This is a genomic window from Vibrio sp. 10N.286.49.E11 (assembly GCF_041469505.1).
GTDB lineage: Bacteria > Pseudomonadota > Gammaproteobacteria > Enterobacterales > Vibrionaceae > Vibrio > Vibrio crassostreae_C.
On record NZ_JBFRKQ010000097.1, the window covers coordinates 1 to 26,405 of the forward strand.

The window sequence follows — 26,405 nt, forward strand, 5'->3', positions numbered from 1 at the left end:
TCTTAAGTGAACGGCATTACACTGAAGAGTGGCTTTTTCTGTTTTGGGGCTTCAAAACCTAGTCTGTACCGCACTCTTGATTCGAAAAATCGTTATTTCTGACATAGTCTTACTATTGAGACATAAAATCTAAGATAGTCTCACTACTATACGTCTCTGCGCTGAATACGCTCTCGCGGCATTTTGTCGAACGATGAAGCAGTGACTCGTATTAGTCTGATTTAAATAAAAATAGAATAAGGAAGAAGGATGGGAACTCAATTTAAGATGGATTCCTTACCAGGTTCTCTTATCGTCGTTGGTGGTGCGTACGAACCCTGGTTATCAGTGTTAGAACAAGTGGGTTGGCAGTGTACCCAGTGTGCAGATTTACGAAAAGCCGATGCCTTGATTGCTGATATTGGCCCATGTATTGGTATTGTCGATCTTAGTCATGATGAGTTCAGTCTCAACGGTATTGCTAACCTTGTGAGCAATAACAAGCAGGTGAGATGGCTCGCCTTTATCCGTGAATCTCAATTAAGCTCTGATACGATCTGCCAGTTTATCGTCAACTTCTGTATCGACTTTTTCACGGCACCAATCCCAGATGCTCAATTGCTGAGTACCATTGGTCACCAACTGGGTATGCTTAAGCTTGAGCAGAAGGTATGGCCAAACTACGGCATCAATAACAACATGGGACTGCTAGGCGATTCTGTGGCCGTGAAGCGCTTGAGAGACCAAGTAAAGCGTATTGGGCCGACTGATGTCAGTATCTTGATTTATGGCGAGAGTGGGGCTGGTAAAGAGACGATTGCACGCTCGATTCATCAAAATTCGTCGCGAGCACAGAAACCATTTTTAACGGTTAACTGTCGTGCCTTGTCTGAAATGAGAATAGAGGCCGAGGTGTTTGGCATATCAGCACAGTCAGCGACTGCGCCTTGTATGTTGGAAGAAGCCGATGGCGGAACCATCTTGCTTAATGATGTTTTAGCGATGCCACGCAATCAACAACTGAACCTGTTGCGCTTTCTACAAGAAGGTAAGATTGAAACTGCGAATGGACCTAAATCTGTCGATGTGCGTATTCTGGCCGCGAACTCCTCTGATATCGAGAAGGCGTTGATCGAGGGCGACTTCAATGAAGAGCTTTATCACTATATCAATGTTCTGCGTATTCATGTTCCAAGCTTAAAAGAACGTGTGAGCGATATTTCAGTATTGGCGAATCATTTTCTGCGTGAGTACTCGAAAGAGTTTAATGCTCAAGCGAAGAGCTTCTCAGACGATGCTATCCGCTCGATGAATCGTTATCACTGGCCGGGCAATGTGCGTGAGTTGATGAATCAAATTAAGCGTGTCGTGCTGATGTCGGATGCGGTGATCATTGACGATCAACAACTGGATTTACCAAAACAGAATGATGAACGCCGAAGCTTGAAGAGTATTCGAGAGCGCTCAGAGCGCGATGCGTTACTGATTGTATTGGAATCTTACGGTGGTCAGGTTTCATTGGCGGCTAAGGAGCTCGGTGTATCACGAGCGACGATGTACCGCTTGCTGAATAAACACAGCCTAATCTCTGAAGGTGTTGTTTAGACTCTTCTCTACATGACTTTATTCAGTCACCGTAAATTAAAGGCCACGTATCTACGTGGCTTTTTTGTTTCTGAAGGGTAGTCCGTTGTTTTCTAGTTAGACCCTAAGAGAGATATGCTGTGATTTTATATAAGCATAGTGAATATGTTATATGTAAATGAATATGCAACTGATATTTTAGGCGAATGCATTGTTTTAAAAATGTTAATCAATTAGCGGTTGAATAATATACTCACTTGGTTAGACTTTAACCGTTAAAGCAACGATTTAACAAAGACTTGTCTGCTTTTACTTCCCCATTTTTTTTGGATTTTTTAGTTAGCTTGGAGGCGCAAATGAAACATTTCGATTTTATACAGCATATTTGCGCGTCGTTTGAGCCGTGTACTGACATGGTGACTGATATGTCACTCACATCAGCCATAGCCGATCGAAACACCCAAGATAAACCTAACTAATAGATCCGTACCCTTATTTGGCTGCGGAAAAATAGCAGCTAAGTGAGAAGCCCTCATACTATCTAACACGCTATTTTTCCTCAGTTGATTCAACAACTGGAGAGTTATTATGCGTCACTCAGTATATTTAAAATTAGCAACAGTCCTTATCCGTGCCGATCTTCGTCGTGAAGAGCGCGAATGGCAACGAAAAGTTCGTCGTAGTTCATATGAGCTGCCATGGAACAATACTCACTTATTAAGAGATATTGGTCTTGAAGCTGACGGTCGACCGATTGGTTTTTCTGAACCAGAAGTCGTCACGATTGAACGTCGAGTACGTCACCTTCGTCGTGTCTTAAGTGCGCGAATACCGACGTAATCTGCGGGGTTGATAGCACCTTTCAACCCCTAAGATAATTAACAGTGATAGTTATGGCGTCGAAAGTGCAAACTTTTGAACTAGAACTGGCCAAAAAAGAGAAGCGCTTGCTTCTCTTTTTTGCTTTTTTAATCGAGAAAAATCAACGTGCCCTAGTAAAGAAATAGAGTTCTACTAAGCTATAGAGAGCAAGGGAGGCCGGTTATGCAAAAGCATCAGTTAGACATGTGGTTACATGGAGAGCACAAAGACTCTTATCAAACACCCAAAGTGTACGTTATTGGCTGTTCTGATATTTCAGAATATCTATTGGCGGTGGAGTACAAACATAAGCTAGAACCGGTAAAGCAAGACGGCGAGCCGCTTCACTTTGGATCCTTGGATCAAGTGAAAGAGGAGTTACTCCGGCTCGGCTTTGAAAAGGCGTATCTTCGCTTACACAACGCCTATGATGAGTTTGGTAATGAGCCAAGCCAAAGCTACTGTGATATTGAACTGGCGCTCAAACCTCATTAAGAGGCGTTGGTAGCGAGATATTGATTCTAATTCCAGACTGTTTTTTAACGCACTGATAGTTTTGGCTATCGAGGCTCGATTAAACGATCTATGCGTAATGTGTTGTCAGTAATTTATGGGTGAATTGAGTTCGCAGATAGAAACCACGTGGTTTAGTTTTGATAGGTTTTCCGCTTGCACCGTAAGCTTCCGTTAACACACGACTGTTAGCAGCCTTCGGACGTAAATGCAGTGCTTCACCGTGTCTTGCTGTTATCTGTTCAACATTGCCTAAAACGATCAACTCCATCAGTTCTTCCCAATCTCGCTTCAAGAGTTCGTCTTCAGCTTGGCTAGGTGTCCATAATAATGGGGATCCTACATGCCTCTCTGCTAGCGGGATCTCTCTTTCTCCCTCGACAGGGATCCACAACACCTTAGACAGCTTGTTTCGAACGTGGCTGGTTTCCCAAGTTATGCCTTGCACACCCATCAAAGGAGCAACACACACAAAGGTGGTTTCGAGTGGCTTGCCAGAGTAGCTAATCGGAATGCTTTTTAGCTCGATACCGAGCTTGGCAAAATCTTGTTCTGGCTTACTGCCTGCAGGTGCACCCAAGTGCCATTCCAATAGCTGCCCAACCCAGCCTTTATCACGCTTAAGGTCGTTTGGCATCACCATCTCAGCTTCGTCAGCGAGCTCTTTAAAGGTCATTCCGGCGATGGCATACGCGCGCTCTAACAGCTCTTGTTGTGTTTGTGGTTCTGGTTTCATAATAAAAGGCATGATCAAAAAAATGATTTTATCAGAAGTTATCACCATATGACGACTGGTTAAGAAATGATCTCCTTGCGAGAAAAGGGATCAAACTCAGGGTTATCCACAGGACATAAAGGTAATTAATTGAAATATTAATTTAGTGGATAAATAAACAGGGGTTTATGGTGGATAAAATGCTTGCCAAATGGGGTTCAAAATGAATCTTTCACTTAGTAGTGTGGATAAACATCGGAGTGGTTGATCTTTAACCATGTCAGGTTTCTGAAAGATCTTTTACATTTCTAATGTTTTTTAAAACTAGAATGTTATTTTAATTTGCTGATTTATATAATAATAAAATTATTTTGACTGATTTGTTGTTTTTGGTGTTGATGAATCTATGGATTAAAAAAAACGATTGCGGGTAATTCTTCACATAGTTATTCACAGAAAAGGTGAATAAATGTGGTCTATGTCTCACTATTGTGTGGGTAACTAGAATTTGAGCAAAACTTATCCATATTCCTAGTTATTATTCATAAATATAGCGCTTATCACGTCACTAAGTTTGCTCCGATTGGGGATATGTGGAAAAATCAGAGTAATTAAAAATTTAGATAGAGGTTGGCCAGTGATAGATGGCGATGGTTACCGATTAAATGTTGGTATTGTAATCTGTAACAACCATGGTCAGGTCTTCTGGGCTAAACGATACGGGCAACATTCATGGCAATTCCCTCAAGGGGGAATAGATGAAGGTGAGACTCCGGAACAGGCAATGTACCGCGAGTTGTATGAAGAGGTTGGCCTTACTAAAAAGGATGTAAAGATCGTCGCGACAAGTCGTCATTGGTTACGCTACAAGCTACCCAAACGACTGGTTCGGTGGGATTCTAAACCTGTCTGTATTGGACAAAAACAGAAGTGGTTCCTTTTGCGCTTAGATTGCGATGAATCGCATATCAATATGCAGCGTGGAAGTACACCTGAGTTTGATGGTTGGCGTTGGGTGAGTTACTGGTACCCAGTTCGACAAGTTGTTTCTTTCAAGCGAGATGTTTACCGTCGAGCGATGAAAGAGTTCGCATCTTTAGCAATGCCGTTTAAAGAGCGAAAAATAAAAGGAAAGCGCAAATTGCGTAGAGGTTAAGCATGCTCAGTCAACTAAGGGAAATAGTTGAACACGTATCAAGAGTTGAAGATGTGTCGACGGCTCTTGATATTTTGGTTAAAGAGACATGCAGTGCGATGCAGACGGAATGTTGCACCGTGTATTTGGCAAATAATGATATGCAGCGCCTTGAGTTGATGGCAACTCAAGGCCTGATCTTCAAAGGCAATAGCATTCACATTGGTTTTGACGAAGGTCTGGTTGGCCTTGTTAAAAGAAGTGCTGAACCTATCAACCTTGCACAAGCGTCTGCTCACCCTGCTTATAAGTTTTTTCCAGAGCTTGGAGAAAACGTCTATCACTCTTTTCTCGGTACTCCGATTATCCACCGCAAGCAAGTGCTCGGTGTATTGGTCATTCAACAGAAGACCCCACGTTTATTTAGTGAGATGGAAGAATCCTTCCTTGTCACGCTCTCTGCACAACTTGCCGTTATTGTGGCGCACGCCCAAACTCAAGGCCATTGGCTGTTAGAGCAACAGAAGCTACCGGCTACTAAAGGTATTGCAGCTTCATCGGGCGTGGCGATTGGTGACTTATGGTGGGACAACACTCAGCCTGAACTCACCGATGTTTATCCTGCTTCGACGCTCAATATAGAGAGAGAGCATGAGTTGTTGGCGGTAGCGGTTGAAAACGCCCTCAATGACTTTAAGCGCATGCGAAAGCGCTTAGATAGCGAAATCAATAAAGATGCGTTGGCGATCTTTGACCTGTTTACTCACTTACTCAACGATCCTATGCTGCGTAAGGATCTAAAAAGCCAAATCCAGAAAGGCGATAAAGCCGATTGGGCACTAAGACAGGTTGTAGAGAGTTATTCTAATCGCTTTGCTCGTATGTCGGACGTGTATCTTCGTGAGAGAGCACAAGACATCCGAGAGCTCGGACAAAGGCTGCTCTATTTCCTCCACAACTCTGAACATGAACTTCGCACGTTAGATAAGCCGATTATCCTAGTGGTTCGTGAGTTAACCGCTTCGGTATTAGCGTCTATTCCCAAAGAAAAGCTCTTAGCGGTGATTTCCTTGGAAGGGGCGGCGAACTCGCACGCAGCGATTTTATCTCGAGCGCTTGGCATACCTTCCGTCATGGGGGTAAACCTCAACCTAGCTCAAGCTAATGGCAAGCGAGCGATTGTTGATGGGTATAGCGGTGAGATCTTTATTGAGCCGACTAAAAGCCTGCTCAAAGAGTATCGAGGGCTGATTCTAGAAGAGAGTGAGCTCTCCTCTATGGTCAATCGCGAGCTGTACCTACCGGCAAAAACGCAAGACAACAAGCAAGTCGAGATTCTGCTTAATGCGGGTTTAAGTGCAGACACTAACATCGCTATCAACCAAGGCGTTGATGGCGTAGGGCTGTATCGAACTGAAATTTCTTTCTTGTTGCAGCAAAGATTCCCGTCAGAGGATGAACAATTCAAGCAGTATCGTTCTGTACTGGCAAGCTACCCAGAGAAACAAGTGGTGATGCGTACACTCGATATCGGTGGTGATAAGGCCTTACCGTATTTTCCTATCGAAGAGGACAATCCATTCCTTGGTTGGCGTGGTATTCGGTTTACGCTCGATCATCCTGACATCTTTATTATTCAGTTACGTGCCATGCTACGTGCGAGCTGTGAAAGCCATAACTTGAGTATTTTGCTGCCGATGATCTCTGGTGCACAGGAGTTGGATGACGCGCTACAGTTGATTGAACAAGCGTATGATGAAGTGCATGAGCTTGATAACCGAGTGCGTATGCCTCGCGTTGGTATCATGATTGAAGTGCCATCCATGCTGTACATACTGCCGCTGATTGCGCATAAGGTCGACTTTGTTTCAGTCGGTACCAACGACTTAACCCAATATTTATTAGCGGTTGATCGGAACAATTCACGAGTATCCGATGTCTATGAATCAATGCACCCTGCGGTGATCATGGCATTAAAACAAATTCATGATACTTGTAAGCAATATCAATTACCTGTTTGTATTTGTGGCGAGTTAGCCGGTGACCCGATGGGCGCGCTGCTATTGATTGGATTGGGGTATGAGACGTTAAGTATGAATACCTCGAATGTCGCAAGAACCAAATATTTGATTCGTCAATCGAACTTGGCTGAATTACAGGATTTGGCAAATAAGGCACTTTCAAAACCGTATGGTAGTGACATCTATAGTATGATGCTGAACTATTTCGAAGAGCGTGAATTTACAGGCTTCATTCGAGCAGGTAAAAAATAGGATTTAACGTGTCATATGAACTGATAGGCTTGTTAGCGGGCCTTGGTGCTATTGTTGGTGTTTTAGCAGGCTTGCTAGGCATTGGTGGTGGTTTGCTGGTTGTTCCTGCCTTACTGTTTTTGCTTCCTAAAGCGGGTATCCCCCAAGAGTTTGCGATGCAAATGGCATTGGCTACTTCGCTATCAACCATCATCGTTACGTCGGGATCGTCTGCGATTAACCATCTAAAGTTGGGTAACGTAGAGATGTTTGTCGTTAAATGGTTGATGCCAGGTGTGGTGATAGGTGGCTTCCTCGGCTCTTTCGTGGCCGATGTAATTCCAGCTCAATACTTACCAAAAGTCTTTGGTGTGATTGTTTTGGTGTTGGCGTTGCAAATGCTATTGTCGATTCGCTCCAAGAGCCAAAAATCGATGCCGGGTTCAGCTAAAACCGTGTTGTGTGGCGGCGGGATTGGTTTGGTATCAAGCTTAGCGGGCATTGGCGGTGGGTCTTTATCGGTACCTTTCCTTAACCATCACGGTGTGGAAATGCGTAAAGCCGTCGGCTCATCTTCGGTATGCGGTTGTGTTATCGCGATTTCGGGAATGCTAGGTTTCATTTGGCATGGATCTTCTGTCGATGATCTTCCTGCGTATAGCTTGGGTTATGTTTATCTACCGGCTTTGATCGCGATATCTTGTACCTCAGTTTTGACCACTCGAGTGGGTGCGAAACTGGCCACTCAATTGCCAACCCCTGTGCTGAAGAAATTCTTTGCGGTATTTTTAATGTTTATAGCAGCCACAATGCTGCTGTAGTGTCTTTTCTGTTAGTCATTGAGCTAACCGTTAATCAATTTAGATAGAGAGCCAAGTATGTCTCAGGGTTTTATCGAATTCCCAAATATCGATCCTGTTCTTATTGAACTAGGACCAATCTCAGTTCGTTGGTACGGCCTAATGTACCTTGTCGGTTTTATGTTTGCTCTTTGGTTAGCAAATCGCCGAGCTGATCAACCGGGTAGTGGTTGGACTCGAGAGCAAGTATCAGACTTACTGTTTGCTGGCTTTCTAGGTGTGGTGTTGGGTGGTCGTATTGGCTACGTACTTTTCTACAACTTTGACCTTTTCCTAGCAGACCCACTGTACCTATTTAAGGTATGGACTGGCGGTATGTCTTTCCACGGTGGCTTGCTGGGTGTTATCACCGCAATGTTCTGGTATGCGAAAAAGAATGGTCGCACCTTCTTTGGCGTGGCAGACATGATTGCACCACTCGTCCCATTTGGTTTAGGTATGGGCCGTCTAGGTAACTTCATGAACAGCGAGCTTTGGGGCCGTGTGACTGATGTGCCATGGGCGATTGTGTTCCCTAACGGTGGTCCACTTCCTCGTCACCCATCTCAACTTTACGAGATGGCGCTTGAAGGTATCGTGCTGTTCTTCATCTTGAACTGGTTTATCAAAAAGCCGCGTCCTCTTGGTTCTGTATCAGGGTTATTCCTAGCTGGATATGGTACATTCCGCTTCTTAGTAGAATACGTACGTGAACCTGATGCTCACCTAGGTTTGTTCGGTGGATTTATCTCTATGGGACAAATTTTGTCACTGCCAATGGTTATCATCGGTGTGCTGATGATGGTGTGGGCATACAAGCGTGGTCACTACAAAGACGAATTACCACAACAAACGAAGTAAGGAATTGGTGTGAAACAGTATTTAGATCTCTGTCAGCGTATCGTTGATGACGGTACTTGGATTGAAAATGAACGCACGGGCAAGCGTTGCCTAACCGTGATCAATGCTGACCTTGAATATGATGTTGGTAATAACCAATTCCCACTGGTAACAACGCGTAAGAGTTTTTGGAAAGCCGCAGTTGCTGAGCTGCTTGGCTATATCCGTGGTTACGACAATGCTGAAGATTTTCGTAAGCTAGGGACTAAAACTTGGGATGCGAATTCTAACCTGAATGAAGCATGGCTGAATAACCCTTACCGCAAGGGTGAAGATGACATGGGCCGTGTTTATGGCGTTCAAGGACGTGCATGGGCAAAACCTGACGGCGGTCATATCGACCAACTGAAGAAGATTGTTGATGATCTAACTAACGGTATTGATGACCGCGGCGAGATCTTAAACTTCTACAACCCTGGTGAGTTCCACATGGGATGTTTGCGTCCGTGTATGTACAGCCATCACTTCTCACTACTTGGTGATACTCTGTACCTAAATAGCACTCAGCGCTCTTGCGATGTACCCCTAGGCCTGAACTTCAACATGGTTCAAGTGTATGTCTTCCTAGCTATCATGGCGCAAATCACGGGTAAGAAAGCTGGCGTGGCTTACCATAAGCTAGTAAATGCTCATATTTACGAAGATCAACTTGCACCTATGCGTGATATCCAGTTAAAGCGTGAGCCGTTAGCTGGCCCAACATTCCATATCAATCCTCAGATTAAGTCTCTAGAAGATTTGGAAACATGGGTAACGATGGATGACTTCTGGGTTGAAGGTTACGAATGCCACGAAGCGATTAAGTACCCATTCTCGGTTTAATCTCACTCGCTTTGTTTGATTGAAAGGCTGCCTCTGTGCAGCCTTTTTTGTATCTAAGTTACAGTGACGAGTAATCGAGATTCGAAGAGCAGAGAAATCATATGCTGTGTGATGCTTTATGTTACTCGTATACTCTCAACGCGCATTGGCTCTTTCTCTTCGATACTCGCTTACACGAATCCCGTATCTGCTCTTAAAAAGAAAAAGCCCGCAACCTAGGAGGTAGCGGGCTTTGCTATAAGCGATGTTTATTTTGCTATTAAGCGGTAAGAGCTAACACGCTACCAGGCAGTACAAGGAATACCGCAACAAGGTAACCAGCCACTACAGCTTTGTTCTTCACAGCCATGTCTGAAATCATGTCTGCCGCTTTAACTGGAAGTTCACGTAGGAACGGGATACCGAAGATGAATACCGTTGACATGATGTTGAACACCAAGTGTACTAGAGCAATTTGTAGTGCGAATACTGCGAACTCACCAGACACTGCTGTAGCTGCAAGTAGAGCCGTAATACATGTACCGATGTTTGCACCCAGAGTGAATGGGTAAACGTCACGTACTTTAAGAACACCTGAACCTACTAGTGGAACCATCAAGCTTGTTGTCGTAGAAGAAGACTGAACAAGGATAGTCACGATAGAGCCAGAAGCGATACCGTGGATTGGACCACGACCGATTGCGTTCTTTAGAATCTCACGAGCACGACCAACCATTAGGCTCTTCATCAGCTTACCCATTACAGTAATAGCTACGAAGATAGTTGCGATACCTAGAGCGATAAGCATGATGCCGCCAACAGTGTCGCCAAACGTTGATAGTGGTTCTTTAATCGCACTTACAACAGGCTTAGTGATTGGCTTGATGAAGTTAAGACCACCCATGCTCATATCACCTGTTGCTAGCATCGGTGATACTAACCAGTGAGAAATTTTCTCTAGAATTCCAAACGCCATCTCTAGTGGTAGGAAGATAGCAACGGCTAATAGGTTAAAGAAGTCGTGGATTGTCGCACTTGCGAATGCACGTTTGAACTCTTCTTTACAACGAACGTGACCAAGGCTAACTAGCGTATTGGTTACCGTAGTACCAATGTTAGCACCCATGATCATAGGAATTGCTAGCTCAACAGGTAAACCACCTGCCACAAGGCCAACGATAATTGAAGTAACTGTACTTGATGATTGAATAAGCGCTGTTGCTACTAAACCAATCATTAAGCCTGCAACTGGGTGTGAAGCAAATTCGAAAAGAACCTTTGCTTGCTCGCCTGTTGCCCATTTGAAGCCTGTACCAACCATTGAAACTGAAAGTAATAGTAGGTAAAGCATGAATGCCAAGTTAGCCCAGCGTAGCCAACGAGTAGTGCTCGAGATAGGCGCTGCTGCAGTAGTAGCTTGGTTCATAATGTTTTCTCCATTGGACCGTTTAAGTCTGTGTTTGGTCTGTTTGTTTAATCTGAGCGTGATGTTAGAGGGGAAATATTTCAGTAATATTACATTTTGGTTTAGGTGCGACTTTTTTGTGATGATTTACTCTTTAAATATTCCAATTGCTAATGTGGTTGTTTTAAGTTGTTGTTTTAAGTTGTTTTTTAATGGAAATTCTATAGGTGATATAGATCTTAAAAGTTAGAAAAAAATTGAAAATAATCGATGAAATATTACATTATGAAATCAGACACTTCGAAAAAATAAGTGGTAAATCTATGTTTGGTTAGGTTTTTCCGAGTTTGTTGAGTGGCGGTGTCATATTTGATATAAAAGGGTATCTATTCTTTTATTACGGCACATCTATGTCGCATCTCAACTACAACCATCTGTATTACTTCTGGATGGTTTGCAAGCAAGGCTCTGTTACTAAAGCTGCAGAAGCCCTATTCCTAACACCACAAACGGTAACGGGGCAGATAAAAGCCTTAGAAGAACGCATGGATGGCAAGTTGACCAAGCGTAATGGCCGAAGTGTTGAGCCTACAGAGCTTGGGCAACTGGTCTTTAAATATGCCGATCGTATGTTTGGCCTGAGTTACGAGATGCTGGACATCGTGAATTACAGCCAGCATTCCAATATTCTGTTTGATGTTGGCGTCGCGGATGCGCTCTCTAAAAGACTCGTCAGTAAGATACTGATGTCGACCATCCCTCCAGATAACAGCATTCACTTGCGCTGTTTTGAATCGACCCATGAAATGCTACTTGAGCAACTCTCTCAACATAAGCTCGATATGATTTTGTCTGACTGTCCGGTGGACTCTAGTCAAAGCCCGGGCCTGTTCAGTAAAAAGCTGGGTGAGAGTGGAATGAGCTTTTTTAGTTCAGGTCAGGTTGAAGGGGTTAATTTCCCTGCTGTATTGGAGCAAAGAAAGCTTTTGATCCCTGGCAGCCGAACCTCAATGGGTCGTAAAGTGCTGCAATGGTTTGATAGACAAGGGCTTAAGCCAGATATTTTAGGTGAGTTTGATGATGCCGCATTGATGAAGGCTTTTGCTCGTTACCATCATGACGCAATATTTTTAGCACCGACGCTTTATATGTCTGAAGTGGAAGACGACACATCACTGCAACTATTAGGCGGTATTGAAGAGTTAAAAGAGGAGTACTACGTCATATTTGCTGAGAGGATGATCCAACATCCAGCAGTTAAAAACGTATGTGACGCAGATTTTAGCAAATTGTTCGAGTGAGATAGTTTGTTAATGAATTGATATCGATTATCATAACTCCGCAATATGCCGGAAATACTGATAGCCCGTAGTTGGCGAAAAGGTTGTAGGGAGCCAAACTATGAACTTAAAAGATATGGAGAAGAACTCAGCACAAGCTGTGATTCTACTCAAAGCCATGGCCAACGAGCGTCGCTTACAGATCTTATGCCTATTACATGGTACTGAACTGTCGGTTGGGGAGTTGTGCGGCAAGTTGGAACTGAGTCAGTCTGCTTTATCTCAACATCTTGCTTGGTTGAGAAGAGATGGTTTGGTCGAAACTCGCAAAGAAGCTCAAACTGTGTATTACACATTGAGTAGTGAAGAAGTAAAAGCGATGATTAACCTACTGCATGGTATTTACTGCAAGTAGCTTATTGCTGGTGGGAGGGGGATTTCTTATCAGCGATAGAATGACACAAGGAAGTGTTAGCATTTCACATTGAACGTTAGTGTTTACCTATCTACCTATCTACCTACCTATCTACGTACCAATTTGCTTCTCTATTTATTTTTCTGATTGTTTGTTTTATCTATCTGCTTAAATTGTTTATCGGTCAGAAAAACGGCTGTTAGCACGTAAAATAAAAGCGTTACTCAAAATTTAGATATAAAAAAACCGGCCTAGGCCGGTTTTTTTCGTTTTGCGTTGTAATCAAATTTCTATTAAAGAGCTTTGATTGCAGCAGCGAAACGAGACTTATGACGTGCAGCTTTATTCTTATGAATAAGGCCTTTAGTCGCCATACGGTCAAGAAGTGGTGTAACTTCTACAAGAGCAGCAGTTGCAGCTTCTTTATCACCAGCTGCGATAGCTGCGATAGTCTTTTTCATGTAAGTGCGCATCATAGAACGACGGCTAGCATTGTGCTGGCGACGTTTCTCAGCTTGGATAGCGCGCTTCTTAGCAGATTTACTGTTTGCCAAGGGTCTAACTCCCAAAAACTTAGTTCGGTGACAATTTAAGGGCGAGGACTATCCCTCATTAGCGCTTAATTGTCAAATGATTTGTGCAAAAACCAATCGTAGCCAAACAAACTTTGGTATGGAAAGGTCATCGCGGTTAAGATGGCGGGGATTCTAACAGCATTTTTAGACCAATGCTAATAAATATGCTTCTTAGGACAGGATAGTATTTATCCTCGCTTGAAAGTAATCAACCAGTGTCAGAGGTTTCTGTGAGTAAACGACTATTAAAGTCAGGCCTGATTGTCAGCGCAATGACTTTTGTTTCCCGTGTATTGGGGCTAGTACGTGATGTAGTAGTAGCAAATTTGATGGGGGCAGGAGCGAGTGCCGACGTATTTTTCTTCGCTAATAAAATTCCTAATTTCTTACGTCGACTTTTTGCAGAAGGTGCGTTTTCTCAAGCGTTTGTTCCTGTATTAACGGAATATCACGCCGCAGGTGATAAAGATAAGACACGAGATTTAATTGCTAAGGTGTCGGGGACGCTCGGGGTTTTAGTTTCTATTGTCACCGTCATCGGGGTATTGGGCTCTGGCGTGATCACCGCGATGTTTGGTGCGGGTTGGTTTATCGACTGGCTAAATGATGGCCCATCAGCACCCAAATTTGAGCTAGCGAGCTTTATGCTCAAGATTACCTTTCCTTATTTATGGTTTATCACCTTCGTCGCTTTATCTGGTGCCATTCTTAATACATTAGGTAAATTTGCGGTCTCTTCTTTTACTCCTGTGTTCTTGAACGTGATGATCATAGGCGCTGCATGGTTTATCTCACCTAATTTAGAACAACCAGAAATTGGTTTGGCTATTGGTGTGTTTCTTGGTGGCTTAGTCCAATTCCTTTTCCAAATGCCTTTCTTGATCAAAGCGGGTGTGTTGGTTAAGCCGAAGTGGGGATGGAGAGACCCGGGTGTGGTTAAGATCCGCACATTAATGATCCCTGCTCTGTTCGGTGTATCGGTCAGCCAAATCAACTTATTGTTTGATACCTTTATTGCCAGCTTCCTCGCAACAGGCTCTATCAGTTGGTTGTACTACTCAGACCGACTGCTTGAATTTCCTCTCGGTTTATTCGGTATCGCGATTGCGACTGTGATTCTTCCTGCTTTGTCTCGTAAACACGTAGATGCTCAAGGGGAAGGGTTCGCGCATACCATGGATTGGGGCGTGCGCATGGTGTTGCTGCTTGGTATTCCTGCGATGTTAGGTCTTATCGTTTTAGCTAAACCCATGTTGATGGTGCTATTTATGCGTGGTGAGTTCTCTCCACACGATGTACAGCAAGCATCGATGTCATTGGTAGCTTACGCATCAGGCTTGCTTAATTTCATGCTGATTAAAGTTTTAGCTCCGGGCTATTACTCTCGCCAAGATACCAAAACACCGGTTAAGTACGGCATTATCGCTATGGTGACCAATATGGTGTTTAACGCGATCTTTGCTTATTTTTATGGCTATGTGGGTTTGGCGATTGCGACGGCACTGTCTGCCTTTGTGAATATGGCCTTGTTATATCGAGGATTGCACCTTGCGGGTGTGTATCAATTAACTAAGACAACCTTGTTGTTCAGTGCCAAATTAATTATCTCAGGTGTGGTGATGGTAGCGGCTATTTTATGGCAGCTGGATAATATGCAACATTGGCTTGAATGGAGCTTTAGCCAGAGAGCGCTGACATTAACTGGCTTGATTGGACTTGGTGGCTTTGTTTATATTGTTTCGGTACTGATTTTAGGTATCCGAGTAAAACATTTAAAAGCAGCGACAGATTAATACTGATTAGTATATAATCCGTCGGTTTCACACAATAAATGATGCAAATAACAGGTTTTAGCTGATCATAATGGAACTGATCCGAGGTATACACAATATTAAAGCGCAGCATCATGGCTGTGTATTAACCATAGGTAACTTCGATGGTGTTCATTTAGGACATCAAGAGGTTTTGAGTCAGGTTTCTAAACAAGCTGCAGCATTAGGGCTACCTTCTGTTGTTATGACGTTTGAACCGCAGCCTATGGAGCTGTTTGCCCGAGATAGAGCGCCAGCACGTTTAACTCGTTTACGAGACAAATACGTGCAACTGAGTAAGCTAGATATCAGTCGCTTATTGTGTGTTAATTTTAATCAGTATTTTGCAAGTTTATCCGCGGAAGCATTCATTAAGGATCTTTTGGTTGATAAGCTTGGTGTGAAGTTCTTGGTGGTTGGTGACGATTTTTGCTTTGGTAAAGGTCGTACCGGTAATTTCGCTATGCTCAAAGAGGCGGGCGAGAAGTACGGTTTTGAGGTGGTCAGCACCCAAAGCTATTGCTTAAACCAATTACGAGTAAGCAGTACTGAGATACGAAATGCATTAGCGGTCGATGACTTGGCTGCAAGTGCTACCATGTTAGGACGTGATTACAGTATTAGTGGTCGAGTGTCCCATGGTCGAAAACTAGGGAGAACTATCGGTTTCCCTACCGCTAATATTCCATTAAAGCGTTGTGTTTCTCCTGTATCGGGAGTGTATGTTGTTGAAGCTTTGGATATCGACGGTGTTCCTGTCGGTGGCGTTGCTAATATTGGACAACGACCAACAGTTAATGGGGTAAGGCAGCAATTGGAAGTGCATTTTTTTGACTTTAAAGCCAATTTATATGGTAAACAGTTAGAAGTACGACTTTTGCACAAACTGCGCGACGAGATAAAATTTGAATCGTTCGACGCACTAAAGAATCAAATAGAATTGGATGCTGAAGCCGCAAGGGTGTGGCTGCTTCAGCTAAAGAATTAATCGGATGATTCCACCGATTAACATAATGTCTAACTTCGCCCAATATAACGGAATTAAGAATCGATGAGTGATTATAAAGATACCCTGAACTTACCAGAAACAGGGTTCCCAATGCGCGGCAATCTGGCAAATCGTGAGCCAGAAATGCTGAAGCGTTGGTACAAAGAAGATCTTTACGGCGAAATCCGTAAGGCAAAGAAAGGTAAAAAATCTTTCGTACTGCATGATGGCCCTCCATACGCGAACGGCGATATTCACATTGGCCACGCGCTGAATAAGATTCTTAAAGACATTATTATCAAATCTAAGACCCTTTCTGGTTTTGATGCACCGTACATCCCTGGTTGGGACTGTCACGGTCTTCCAATCGAGCTAATGGTTGAGAAGAAGAAAGGTAAGCCTGGTCAGAAGATTTCGGCGGCTGAATTCCGCGAAGAGTGTCGAAAGTACGCTGCGGGTCAAGTTGAAGGTCAGAAAGAGAGCTTCAAACGTCTTGGCATCATGGGCGAGTGGGACAAACCTTATCGCACTATGGATTTTGGCACAGAAGCGAACATCATTCGTTCTCTTGGCAAAATCGCAGACAAAGGTCACCTTCTTAAAGGTTTCAAACCCGTTCACTGGTGTACTGATTGTGGTTCTGCTCTGGCTGAAGCTGAAGTTGAATACAAAGATAAAGTTTCTCCATCTATCGATGTGAAATTTACAGCAGCTGACGAAGCGGCGCTTCTAGAGAAATTTACTCTAGCTGAAGGTCATGCGGGTCAAGGCGAAATTTCTATCGTTATCTGGACAACAACACCATGGACTCTGCCTGCTAACCGCGCAGTATGTCTACGTGATGATCTTGAATACGTGCTTATCCAAGTTGAAGCGAATGGCGACCAGCCTGCTCAACGTATCGTTGTTGCTTCTGAACTAGCAAAAGACGTAATGGATCGTGCAGGTATCGAGCACTTCCACAACCTTGGTTTTGCTACAGGTGCTGATCTTGAGCTTTCTCAGTTCAACCACCCGTTCTACGACTTTACTGTTCCTGCAGTTCTTGGCGATCACGTAACAACAGATTCAGGTACTGGTGTGGTTCACACTGCGCCTGGTCACGGTCAAGAAGATTTCGTGGTTGGTAAAAAGTACAACCTAGAAATCGCTAACCCAGTTGGTTCTAACGGCGTTTACCTGCCAGATACAGAGCTATTTGCTGGTCAGCACGTATTCAAAGCGAACGACTCTGTTTTAGAAGTTCTAAAAGAGAAAGGTGCACTTCTGCATCACCACGCTTACGAGCACAGCTACCCACACTGTTGGAGACACAAAACTCCAATCATCTTCCGCGCAACACCACAATGGTTCATCTCTATGGATCAAGCTGGCCTACGTGCTAAAGCACTAGAGTCAATCAAGAGTGTTGAGTGGGTGCCTGAATGGGGTCAAAGCCGTATCGAAGGCATGGTTGAAGGTCGTCCTGAGTGGTGTATCTCTCGTCAACGTACTTGGGGTGTGCCAATTGCTTTGTTTGTTCATAAAGAAACAGCAGAACTTCACCCAGAAAGCCCAGCGCTTATTGAAAAAGTTGCGAAGCTAGTTGAAGAGAAAGGCATTCAAGCTTGGTGGGATGTAGACGCTGCTGAACTTATGGGCGCAGAAGACGCTGATAAGTACGAAAAAGTAATGGATACGTTAGACGTATGGTTCGACTCAGGTGTTACGCACTTCTCTGTTGTTGATTCTCGTGAAGAGTACAACTTCCCGAACGAAGAGCGCACTCACAGTGCTGATCTTTACCTTGAAGGTTCAGACCAACACCGTGGCTGGTTCCAGTCTTCTCTAATTTCATCTATCGCGATGAAAGACGAAGCACCGTACAAGCAAGTACTAACGCACGGTTTCGTAGTGGATGGTAACGGCCGTAAGATGTCTAAATCTATCGGTAACGTTGTTGCTCCTAAAGACGTAACCAACAAGCTAGGTGCAGATATCCTGCGTCTATGGGTTGCTTCAACAGACTACACGGGTGAAGTTGCGGTTTCTGATGAAATCCTGAAGCGTTCAGCGGATGCTTACCGTCGTATTCGTAACACGGCTCGTTTCTTCCTAGCGAACTTGAACGGTTTCAACCCTGAAACTGACCTAGTTCCTGCTGAAGAGATGGTTGCACTTGATCGCTGGGCTGTTGGCCGTGCTCAAGCTGCACAAGAAGAGATTGTTAAAGCATACGGCGAGTACAACACTCACGGTGTGACTCAACGTCTAATGCAGTTCTGTTCTATCGAAATGGGTTCTTTCTACCTAGACGTAATCAAAGACCGTCAGTACACAGCGAAGCAGGGCAGCCATGCTCAACGTAGCTGTCAAACGGCGCTTTACTACATCGTAGAAGCTCTAGTTCGTTGGATGGCACCTATCATGTCGTTCACTGCAGATGAAATTTGGAACGAAATGCCAAGCTCTTTACCAACTGGAGAGCAGCGCGACACGTTCGTATTCACAGGTGAGTGGTTCGAAGGTCTATTTGGTCTTGCAGAAGGCGAAGAGCTAAGCAACGAATTCTGGACTGAAATCCAGTCTGTTCGTGGCGCAGTGAACAAGCTTCTTGAAGATGCTCGTAAAGAGAAAACGATCGGTGGTGCACTGCAAGCTGAAGTTACTCTATACGCTGACGATGCACTAGCGGCTAAAATCAACAAGCTAGAAGATGAGCTACGTTTCGTACTTATCACCTCTGCAGCTGTTGTTAAGCCACTGAGCGAGAAGTCTGATGCAGCGCAAGCGACAGACGTTGCTGGTCTATTCGTTGAAGTTGCGGCTACTGAAGCTGAGAAGTGTGACCGTTGCTGGCACCACACTCCAGATGTAGGCACTATCGAAGGTCACGAGAAAGTTTGTGGTCGTTGTGTGTCGAACATCGACGGTGAAGGCGAAGTGCGTAAGTTCGCATAACGACTCAGAGAAAGACTGAACTTTTTGTAAAAATCATAGCCCCAGTATCAACTGGGGTTATTTTTAGTTATAGGAAATGTGTTTAACCAAGTTGGTAATCAAGGTCACGTAAGGTGACTAACAATGAATACCAACTTCGTAAATACTAGGAATAGAAATGAGTGAAGTTTCGTTAAAACAATCTGGTGTACGTTGGTTATGGCTGGCTCTATTGGTCTTCTTGGCTGATATCGGCATTAAACTCTTTGTCATGGACAATATGGGTTATGGTTGGGCAAACCGTATTGAGGTGCTGCCATTCTTTAACTTTTTGTACGTGCATAACTACGGTGCAGCGTTTAGCTTCTTGAGTGATCAAAGTGGTTGGCAGCGTTGGTTATTTACTGGTATCGCATTTGCGGTAACAGGTATGCTGACGTACTGGATGAGCAAACTACCAGCAACAGAGAAGTGGAATAACATTGCTTATGCGATCATCATTGGTGGTGCAGTAGGTAATGTGTTTGACCGAGTCGTACATGGCTTTGTTGTCGATTACTTAGACTTCTACTGGGGCACTTACCACTGGCCTGCATTTAACTTAGCGGATATGGGAATCTGTATCGGTGCTGCGATGATCATCTTAGATGGTTTCCGTAAGAAAGACGAAAGCAAATAGCTTGCTTCAAAGTCAGTCTATGACTCACAGAATAGAATAGCCCTAAGCGCTGTCGGTTGATTCCGACGGCGCTTTTTTTTATGCTTCAGTCAACAAGGAAGCAAAGCACAGCGCATCCTCAAATAATAAAGAAGTCTAAGGAAAGTAACGTGGCAGCAATTAAAAATGATTCAGCAGTAACTCTACATTTTACGATTAAAATGAAGGATGGTTCAGTTGCCGATAGTACGGAGAACATGGGCAAACCAGCGAAGTTCGTCATGGGTGATGGCAGCCTAAGTGAGAACTTTGAAGCGTGCTTACTTGGACTTGAAGCCGGCACTGAAAAGTCTATCGAACTGAAGGCGGAAGACGCGTTTGGTATGCCAAACCCAGATCATATTCACTATATGGATCGTGCTAAGTTTGTTGGCGACTCTGAAGTTGAAGTGGGCACTATCATGGCATTTTCAGGTCCTGACGGTATGGAAATTCCAGGTATTATTACTGAGATCGCAGGTGATTCAGTGACGGTTGATTTTAATCACCCACTCGCTGGTCAAGACGTTAGCTTTGACGTCAATATCTTAACGGTAGAATAACTCTCTTAACGTTAGAATAGCTGTCTTCACGCTAGAATAAGATAGCCTTACAGCTGTGATCTCACCCAGAGCTTCACTGTCTAGACGCTTCACTGTAGAATGCGAACCTCGCTGACGGCGAACTCTATAGAAGCAACCTTAGTACCGCGGTAAATGATGAGCAATGAAATGAAAATAATGTTAGCTAACCCTCGTGGCTTTTGTGCCGGTGTCGATCGTGCGATCAGCATCGTAGAGCGTGCACTCGAAATGTATCAGCCACCGATCTATGTTCGCCATGAAGTGGTACACAACCGCTTTGTTGTTGAGGGGCTCAAGCAGCGTGGTGCTATTTTTGTCGAAGAACTGAGTGAGGTGCCAGACGACAACATCGTGATCTTTTCGGCTCACGGTGTTTCTCAAGCGGTTCGTAAAGAAGCGAAAGAGCGTGAGTTAACGGTATTTGATGCGACGTGTCCTTTGGTGACTAAAGTTCATATGGAGGTTGCTCGTGCGAGCCGCAAACATATGGAAGTGGTACTGATTGGCCACGCAGGTCACCCTGAAGTGGAAGGCACTATGGGTCAGTACGCGAGCCAAACTGGTGGTATGTACTTGGTTGAAAGACCAGAGGACGTACAGAACCTCGTGGTGAATGATCCAAGTAACCTGCACTATGTTAGCCAAACTACGCTATCAGTAGATGAAACTGCAGATGTGATTGAAGAGCTACGTCGAGTGTTCCCTGAGATTCAAGGCCCACGTAAAGACGACATCTGTTACGCGACTCAAAACCGTCAAGACGCTGTGCGTGAGATGGCGAATGACGTTGATGTGGTGATAGTGGTTGGTTCTAAGAACTCATCGAATTCAACTCGTCTAAAAGAGCTAGCTGAGAAACTAGGCACACCAGGCTACCTAACTGACTGTCCTGAAGACATTCAAACCGAGTGGGTTGAAGGGAAAAAGAAAATCGGTGTAACAGCCGGTGCTTCTGCTCCTGAAGAGCTGGTAAACCAAATTCTAGATCGTATTCGTGAGCTAGGTGCGACTGACGTTGAAGAGATTCAAGGTCGTGAAGAGAACATGTTCTTTGAAGTACCAAAAGAGCTACAGATTAAGCAAGTCGACTAATCTCTATTGATTGGTGACAAGATCGATGCGTAACACTATCGATTTGCAAACACTATTGATTTGTAAACAGCAGGAAGCCAACGTTGATACGTTGGCTTTTTTGATCGTGCTTTGGAACAAGGCGTCTAATTCTAACGCGTTACTGGAGACCGAGTTGCTCTTTTAAAGTCTTTAAATAACGACGACTCACCGGGACTTCAAAGCCAGTCAGGGTAATGATCTCTGCTAATCCATTTTCTAGCAGTTTGATCTCTTGGATCGATTTTATGTTGATCAAATACTGTCGATGACAGCGGATCAAATCGGTCTTTTCTTCCAAGATCTTAAGCGTTAGTTGCGAGGTTGCTGTTTGTGATGAGCTACGAACATGCACGCCACTGATATCAGAATAGGCGCATTCAACCGTTTGGCTTGCCATGATCACAATGCGGTTATGACCAATACACGGAATCTGCTCTAAGTGGCAGGGAGCAATCGCAGAGATGTCTTGTGCTGGCGCTTTCTGATTCTGCTTGATGACCTTATTCAGACGGCAAACACTCTTGTTTAATCGACAAGGTTCGACGGGTTTGAGTAGGTAGTCAAAGGCATTGTCTTCAAAGGCTTGAATCGCATATTGATCGTAGGCGGTCACAAACACCACATAAGGCATGGTTTCCGGGTCAAGCATGCTCAGCAATTCAATCCCAGTAACCTGAGGCATTTGAATGTCCAAATACACCACGTCAGGCTTGAGAAGGTTGATTTGCTTTAGCCCTTCAATTGCATTACTCGCTTGGCCAATGACTTCCACTTCTCCGGTTTCGGTCAGCAGCTCAATCAGCTCTTCGCGAGCAAAAAGCTCATCATCGATAACTAGTGCCTTTAACATCCTACAATCTTCATCTTGGTTCTATCCCTGCTTGGTTCACGCTTATCTTTTAAATGTCTGCTTCTAAATGTTTCAACTCGGAGCGATCCGTCTCCGAAAATACCATTATTTGAGTATAGGTATGATAAAACTCATTCGAGTAAATTGCTGTGGTTGAGATTCTATTTTTAGTGCTGAATCTTGTCCAAAGAAATTAGTGAGTCGTTTATCAACAATTTCCATCCCTAATCCTACATGATCTTGAGATGGCTTCTGATAATTACCTGCATTGTCTTCAACGGTTAACTTGAACCCACCCTCGAAAGCCTCGCTAGAGATCTTTACTTTACCGCCTTCCAACATATTAGATATCCCATGTTTGATGGCGTTTTCTACCAGCGGTTGCAGGGTAAAGCTCGGCAATTGAGATTCATATAACTGCGGGTCGATATCCCATTCCACTTCTAGTCGATCGGTAAAGCGTGCTTTCTCTATGGTCAGGTAAGCGTTGACGTGTGCCAGTTCGTCTTTGAGCTTCACGGTGTTGATGTTCTGCTTTAGGTTGCTTCTAAAGAAGTGAGACAGGTGTTGAATCAACTCTCGAGCTTTATCTGGGTCACGACGTGTTACTGCGCTGATAGTATTAAGCGCATTGAACAAGAAGTGCGGGTTCACTTGAGCGTGCAGCAGTTTGATTTCTGCTTGTGTCAGTAGCGTTTGCTGCTGCTGGTAGTTGCTAAATAGGATCTGGCTCGATAATAGTTGAGCGATACCTTCACCCATCGACATATTGATAGTTGAGAATAGTTTCAGCTTTGGCTCATACAGTTTGATGGTGCCGACCACTTCGTTACCCGCGCGCAATGGAATAATCAACGCAGAACCCAATTTACAATCCTGCGACAAGGAGCATTGGTATGGGTTCTCTTTGCCATCAAGGTAGATGATGTCGTTCTGTTCCATCGAAGTGAGCGTGCTTTGCGATGAAATCGGGGTGTTCGGAATATGGTGTTCATCACCAATACCAACGAACGCGAGGATTTTCTCTCGGTCGGTAATCGCTACCGCCCCTACGTTGGTCTCTTCATAAACGATACGTACGATTTTTTGTGCGTTATCGGAATTGAACCCACCATGCAAAATACCCACCGAACGTTCGGCAATGGTCAGTGCGCGGCGTGAGAAGGTAGCCGAGTACTTTTCGAAGATGGTTTTTCTGTCTTGGATGATGCTCATGAACAGTGCTGCACCGACCGAGTTAGCGATGATCATTGGCGCCGCAATATCGGAGACCAGAGCATAGGATTGTTCGAAGGGTTTTGCGACCGCCAGCAGAATCAGCATCTGAATGATCTCTGCAAACAGGGTTACCGAGAAAACCACTAACGGATTAAACAGTTGGCTGGCTTTGTTCTTTCTCACGAGATAAACGTGTAACAGGCCGCCAATCAAGCCTTCTGCTGTGGTTGAAATCGCACAAGCCAAGTCTGTGAAGCCGCCTAATGAGTAACGGTGAATTCCACCAGTAAAGCCGACGGCAAAGCCAACGACAGGGCCGCCAAACAGACCTCCCATTACCGCACCCATCGCACGCGTGTTGGCGATGGCATCATTGATCTGCAGTCCGAAATAGGTACCCATAATGCAGAACAGGGAAAACAGAACGTAGCAGCTGATCTTATGGCTTAAGCGAGATGAGATGCTCAACAAAGGGAGAATCAGTGGTGTTTTACTCAGCATGTAAGCAATCACTAAGTAGACGCAGGTTTGTTGCAGCAGAGAGAGAATGAGTTCCATATTTTCACCTATTGAGACGCTTGTTAAGTGTAAAGCTCATTGCTTGGTAACGGTAGCTTTGCTTGTGTTTTCGTAGGTTATATTCGCTTCCCAGAGTCGAAAGCACTAACGCCTGAAAACACTAAAGCCCATCACAGTGGACGGGCTTTAGTCTTAGATTCCACGAATCACTGAGTGATTACGGGAGCAAGCGAAGTTGTGTTTGGCTGTTCTTTTGTCTCTTTCTCTGAAGATTGGTCTCTTGTTCCCAAGAGCCTTAAAGAACTAGGCTGTTTTGGTGACGCCTTTTGCTTCTTTTTCTTCTTCTTCATCAGCAAGGTCGATATCGCCTTTGCCTTTTGAAATTTTGATAACGTAAGCCGCAACACCGAATGCACTCACCACACCGATGATGGTTGAAAGCTGCATTGGTAGACCGAAGCCCAGCTGGCTATTGTTCAAGATGAATGTGATGCACACAGACGTCATGAAGATAGCTGGAACCGTTGTTACCCAGTGCAGTTTGTTGTGACGAAGTAGGTAAGCCGAAGCTGTCCATAGCATCATGACTGCTGTTGATTGGTTAGCAAAACCGAAGTAGCGCCAGATGATACCGAAATCTACTTGAGTCAGGATGCCACCAAGAACGAATAGCGGTAGAGCCATTAGTAGTCGGTTACGCAGTGTTTTCTGTTCCATGTTGAAGTATTCAGCAAGGATAAGACGGCTTGAACGGAACGCTGTGTCACCAGAAGTGATAGGTAGGATAACCACGCCAAGGAAAGCAAGGATACCGCCAAATACACCCAGTAGGCCAAATGAAGCGCTGTATACCACGTTACCAGGGCCGCCGTTTGCAATCGCGTCAGATAGAGATTCAACTGAACCGAAGAATGACAGAGCAAGCGCACACCAGATTAGAGCGATGATGCCTTCACCAATCATTGCACCGTAGAATACGAAGCGGCCGTTTTTCTCGTTTTCCATGCAACGCGCCATTAGTGGAGACTGAGTTGCGTGGAAGCCAGAGATAGCACCACAAGCGATGGTGATAAATAGAGCAGGCCAAAGCGGTAGATCGTTAGGGTTCATGTTGGTGAACATGTCTTTCATCTCGAAGCCACCCATGATTTGGTGCTCGTCAGATAGACCAATCGCAGTGATTAGGCCAACAGACATAAAGATAAGCAGTGCACCGAACAGTGGGTAGAAGCGACCAATGATTTTATCGACAGGAACAATCGTTGCGATGATGTAGTAAGCAAAGATGATGACAACCATGGTGCTCGTAGACATTACGAAATCAGTTTGGTCGTTCACTAGGTTAGTGATCATACCTGCTGGAGCAGAAACGAATACCACACCAACAAGAAGCAGTAGAACAATGGCAAAGATGTTCATAAAGTGTTTTGCGCCATTGCCTAGGTAACGTCCAGTGATGGTTGGAACCGAAGCGCCACCATTGCGGATAGATAACATACCTGAGAAGTAGTCGTGTACGGCACCTGCGAAGATACAACCTAGCACGATCCAAAGCATTGCTGCTGGGCCGTAAAGGGCACCCATGATAGGGCCGAAGATTGGACCTACACCTGCAATGTTAAGTAGTTGAACTAGGTAAACCTTTGGCGTCGACATTGGAACGAAGTCCACGCCGTCTTGTTTGGTGTGAGCGGGTGTTTGACGTTTTTCATTGATACCGAAAATCTTCTCGATAAAGGCACCGTAAATAAAGTAGCCACCAATGAGTGCTGCAACACAGGTAAGAAACCACATCATAATTTGTTATCCCTGAATGTATTAATTAAGTCAGGGTGTATATTAAAGGAGTGTATGAGAAGAAACTTCCGCTATCAGAGTGAGTGGTCGAATAGCTAATTAAGTGGTGTTATAACTGATTGAGCGGTTTGTTCTCTTGCTTAAGAGGGCAACAACATACAATGAGTGGACATCAGTACGTGTTCAGCGGAGAATCGCCACAAAGGCAGCGCTTCGTCAGGAAGTGGTGAAGTAACAATATAAAGGATTGAAATGAAAAAAATAATAGCACTATTCGCCGTGGCATTTAGCCTTGCAGGATGCAGCGCCAATGTTCAAGATTTAGCGGCCGAAGGCAATTGGCAAGAGATTGGCTATCGTGATGGTATCAAAGGTAACACTCAACGTTCTTACCAAGAGATGACTAAGCTTGGAACGGTAGATCAATCAAGCTACAGCAAAGGTTACTATCTAGGTGTTACAGAATACTGTAACCCAAACCATGCTTATCAAATTGGTTTATCTGGCCAGGTTTATGAAGGCGTTTGTTCAGGTACGGAAGACGCTCAACGTTTCCGTATGGAATGGCAGCGCGGCTGGGATGAGTTTTCTAACGACTACTAAGCTCAAGCTAGCGATTAGAAATTAAAAAGACCAGTGCCGTATGTGTACTGGT

At 44.4% G+C, this 26,405-nt stretch carries 23 protein-coding genes; 17 read left to right on the forward strand and 6 right to left on the reverse strand.

Annotation, left to right across the window (positions count from 1 at the left end; translation table 11 throughout):
- The first annotated feature begins 249 nt into the window (after positions 1-249).
- From vpsR to AB4167_RS20180, 3 genes are all read left to right on the forward strand, one after another.
- A complete protein-coding gene (gene vpsR / locus AB4167_RS20170) occupies positions 250-1,584 on the forward strand; it encodes a cyclic-di-GMP-binding transcriptional regulator VpsR (protein WP_372136946.1) in 1,335 nt (444 codons plus the stop codon).
- A 567-nt stretch (positions 1,585-2,151) separates the two neighbouring features.
- Entirely contained in the window at positions 2,152-2,403 is a 252-nt protein-coding gene (locus AB4167_RS20175) for a hypothetical protein (RefSeq protein WP_017059332.1), read from the forward strand.
- A 204-nt stretch (positions 2,404-2,607) separates the two neighbouring features.
- Complete coding sequence (locus tag AB4167_RS20180; RefSeq protein WP_004735016.1) at positions 2,608-2,919, forward strand: DUF6482 family protein; 312 nt, start codon at positions 2,608-2,610, stop codon at positions 2,917-2,919.
- 88 nt (positions 2,920-3,007) lie between these two features.
- On the opposite strand, the gene mutH is transcribed toward AB4167_RS20180, so the two are convergent.
- Positions 3,008-3,673: a DNA mismatch repair endonuclease MutH gene (gene mutH / locus AB4167_RS20185; protein WP_032546406.1), complete on the reverse strand. Its 666-nt coding sequence runs from the start codon at positions 3,671-3,673 to the stop codon at positions 3,008-3,010.
- A gap of 616 nt (positions 3,674-4,289) precedes the next feature.
- Between mutH and rppH the strand changes: the two genes are divergently transcribed.
- From rppH to AB4167_RS20210, 5 genes are read left to right on the forward strand one after another with little or no spacing between them, the layout of a single operon-like run.
- The gene (rppH, locus tag AB4167_RS20190) at positions 4,290-4,808 is read left to right on the forward strand and encodes an RNA pyrophosphohydrolase (RefSeq protein ID WP_017059335.1); all 519 of its coding nucleotides are present in this window, start codon (positions 4,290-4,292) and stop codon (positions 4,806-4,808) included.
- 2 nt (positions 4,809-4,810) lie between these two features.
- The gene (ptsP, locus tag AB4167_RS20195) at positions 4,811-7,060 is read left to right on the forward strand and encodes a phosphoenolpyruvate--protein phosphotransferase (RefSeq protein ID WP_017059336.1); all 2,250 of its coding nucleotides are present in this window, start codon (positions 4,811-4,813) and stop codon (positions 7,058-7,060) included.
- 8 nt (positions 7,061-7,068) lie between these two features.
- Positions 7,069-7,860, forward strand: a complete 792-nt coding sequence (locus tag AB4167_RS20200) for a sulfite exporter TauE/SafE family protein (RefSeq protein WP_017059337.1) — start codon at positions 7,069-7,071, stop codon at positions 7,858-7,860.
- 57 nt (positions 7,861-7,917) lie between these two features.
- On the forward strand, positions 7,918-8,739 hold the full coding sequence (gene lgt, locus AB4167_RS20205; RefSeq protein ID WP_017059338.1) for a prolipoprotein diacylglyceryl transferase: 822 nt from the start codon (positions 7,918-7,920) through the stop codon (positions 8,737-8,739).
- Between the two features lie 9 nt (positions 8,740-8,748).
- Entirely contained in the window at positions 8,749-9,600 is an 852-nt protein-coding gene (locus AB4167_RS20210) for a thymidylate synthase (RefSeq protein ID WP_017059339.1), read from the forward strand.
- 259 nt (positions 9,601-9,859) lie between these two features.
- On the opposite strand, the gene AB4167_RS20215 is transcribed toward AB4167_RS20210, so the two are convergent.
- Positions 9,860-11,005: a Na/Pi symporter gene (locus AB4167_RS20215; RefSeq protein WP_017059340.1), complete on the reverse strand. Its 1,146-nt coding sequence runs from the start codon at positions 11,003-11,005 to the stop codon at positions 9,860-9,862.
- A 389-nt stretch (positions 11,006-11,394) separates the two neighbouring features.
- On the opposite strand from AB4167_RS20215, the gene nhaR reads away from it, so the two are divergent.
- Both nhaR and AB4167_RS20225 read left to right on the forward strand, forming a co-directional pair.
- Positions 11,395-12,285 carry a transcriptional activator NhaR gene (gene nhaR, locus AB4167_RS20220; protein ID WP_017062869.1) on the forward strand — a complete coding sequence of 297 codons (891 nt, stop codon included), beginning with the start codon at positions 11,395-11,397 and terminating at the stop codon, positions 12,283-12,285.
- A gap of 100 nt (positions 12,286-12,385) precedes the next feature.
- Positions 12,386-12,679 (forward strand): metalloregulator ArsR/SmtB family transcription factor, encoded by a 294-nt coding sequence (locus tag AB4167_RS20225; protein ID WP_017062868.1) that lies wholly within the window; start codon positions 12,386-12,388, stop codon positions 12,677-12,679.
- A gap of 293 nt (positions 12,680-12,972) precedes the next feature.
- On the opposite strand, the gene rpsT is transcribed toward AB4167_RS20225, so the two are convergent.
- Positions 12,973-13,233, reverse strand: coding sequence for a 30S ribosomal protein S20 (gene rpsT / locus AB4167_RS20230; RefSeq protein WP_004739529.1), 261 nt, complete (start codon positions 13,231-13,233; stop codon positions 12,973-12,975).
- Positions 13,234-13,484: 251 nt separating this feature from the next.
- On the opposite strand from rpsT, the gene murJ reads away from it, so the two are divergent.
- From murJ to ispH, 6 genes are all read left to right on the forward strand, one after another.
- Positions 13,485-15,047, forward strand: coding sequence for a murein biosynthesis integral membrane protein MurJ (gene murJ / locus AB4167_RS20235; protein WP_032545655.1), 1,563 nt, complete (start codon positions 13,485-13,487; stop codon positions 15,045-15,047).
- A gap of 70 nt (positions 15,048-15,117) precedes the next feature.
- On the forward strand, positions 15,118-16,053 hold the full coding sequence (ribF, locus tag AB4167_RS20240; protein ID WP_017062867.1) for a bifunctional riboflavin kinase/FAD synthetase: 936 nt from the start codon (positions 15,118-15,120) through the stop codon (positions 16,051-16,053).
- Between the two features lie 63 nt (positions 16,054-16,116).
- Positions 16,117-18,993: an isoleucine--tRNA ligase gene (gene ileS / locus AB4167_RS20245; RefSeq protein WP_137002299.1), complete on the forward strand. Its 2,877-nt coding sequence runs from the start codon at positions 16,117-16,119 to the stop codon at positions 18,991-18,993.
- A gap of 157 nt (positions 18,994-19,150) precedes the next feature.
- Positions 19,151-19,651: a signal peptidase II gene (lspA, locus tag AB4167_RS20250; protein ID WP_004739521.1), complete on the forward strand. Its 501-nt coding sequence runs from the start codon at positions 19,151-19,153 to the stop codon at positions 19,649-19,651.
- A gap of 149 nt (positions 19,652-19,800) precedes the next feature.
- Positions 19,801-20,232 carry an FKBP-type peptidyl-prolyl cis-trans isomerase gene (fkpB, locus tag AB4167_RS20255; protein WP_017059345.1) on the forward strand — a complete coding sequence of 144 codons (432 nt, stop codon included), beginning with the start codon at positions 19,801-19,803 and terminating at the stop codon, positions 20,230-20,232.
- Between the two features lie 156 nt (positions 20,233-20,388).
- Positions 20,389-21,345 (forward strand): 4-hydroxy-3-methylbut-2-enyl diphosphate reductase, encoded by a 957-nt coding sequence (gene ispH / locus AB4167_RS20260; RefSeq protein WP_029235087.1) that lies wholly within the window; start codon positions 20,389-20,391, stop codon positions 21,343-21,345.
- Between the two features lie 139 nt (positions 21,346-21,484).
- On the opposite strand, the gene btsR is transcribed toward ispH, so the two are convergent.
- The 3 genes from btsR to AB4167_RS20275 all read right to left on the reverse strand — a co-directional run bounded on the left by btsR (position 21,485) and on the right by AB4167_RS20275 (position 25,750).
- Complete coding sequence (gene btsR, locus AB4167_RS20265) at positions 21,485-22,216, reverse strand: two-component system response regulator BtsR (protein WP_055319044.1); 732 nt, start codon at positions 22,214-22,216, stop codon at positions 21,485-21,487.
- Between the two features lie 105 nt (positions 22,217-22,321).
- Positions 22,322-23,992 carry a sensor histidine kinase gene (locus AB4167_RS20270; protein ID WP_017080271.1) on the reverse strand — a complete coding sequence of 557 codons (1,671 nt, stop codon included), beginning with the start codon at positions 23,990-23,992 and terminating at the stop codon, positions 22,322-22,324.
- A 264-nt stretch (positions 23,993-24,256) separates the two neighbouring features.
- Complete coding sequence (locus AB4167_RS20275; RefSeq protein ID WP_004735049.1) at positions 24,257-25,750, reverse strand: carbon starvation protein A; 1,494 nt, start codon at positions 25,748-25,750, stop codon at positions 24,257-24,259.
- Positions 25,751-26,002: 252 nt separating this feature from the next.
- On the opposite strand from AB4167_RS20275, the gene AB4167_RS20280 reads away from it, so the two are divergent.
- Complete coding sequence (locus tag AB4167_RS20280; RefSeq protein ID WP_004735048.1) at positions 26,003-26,353, forward strand: DUF2799 domain-containing protein; 351 nt, start codon at positions 26,003-26,005, stop codon at positions 26,351-26,353.
- Positions 26,354-26,405 lie beyond the last annotated feature (52 nt).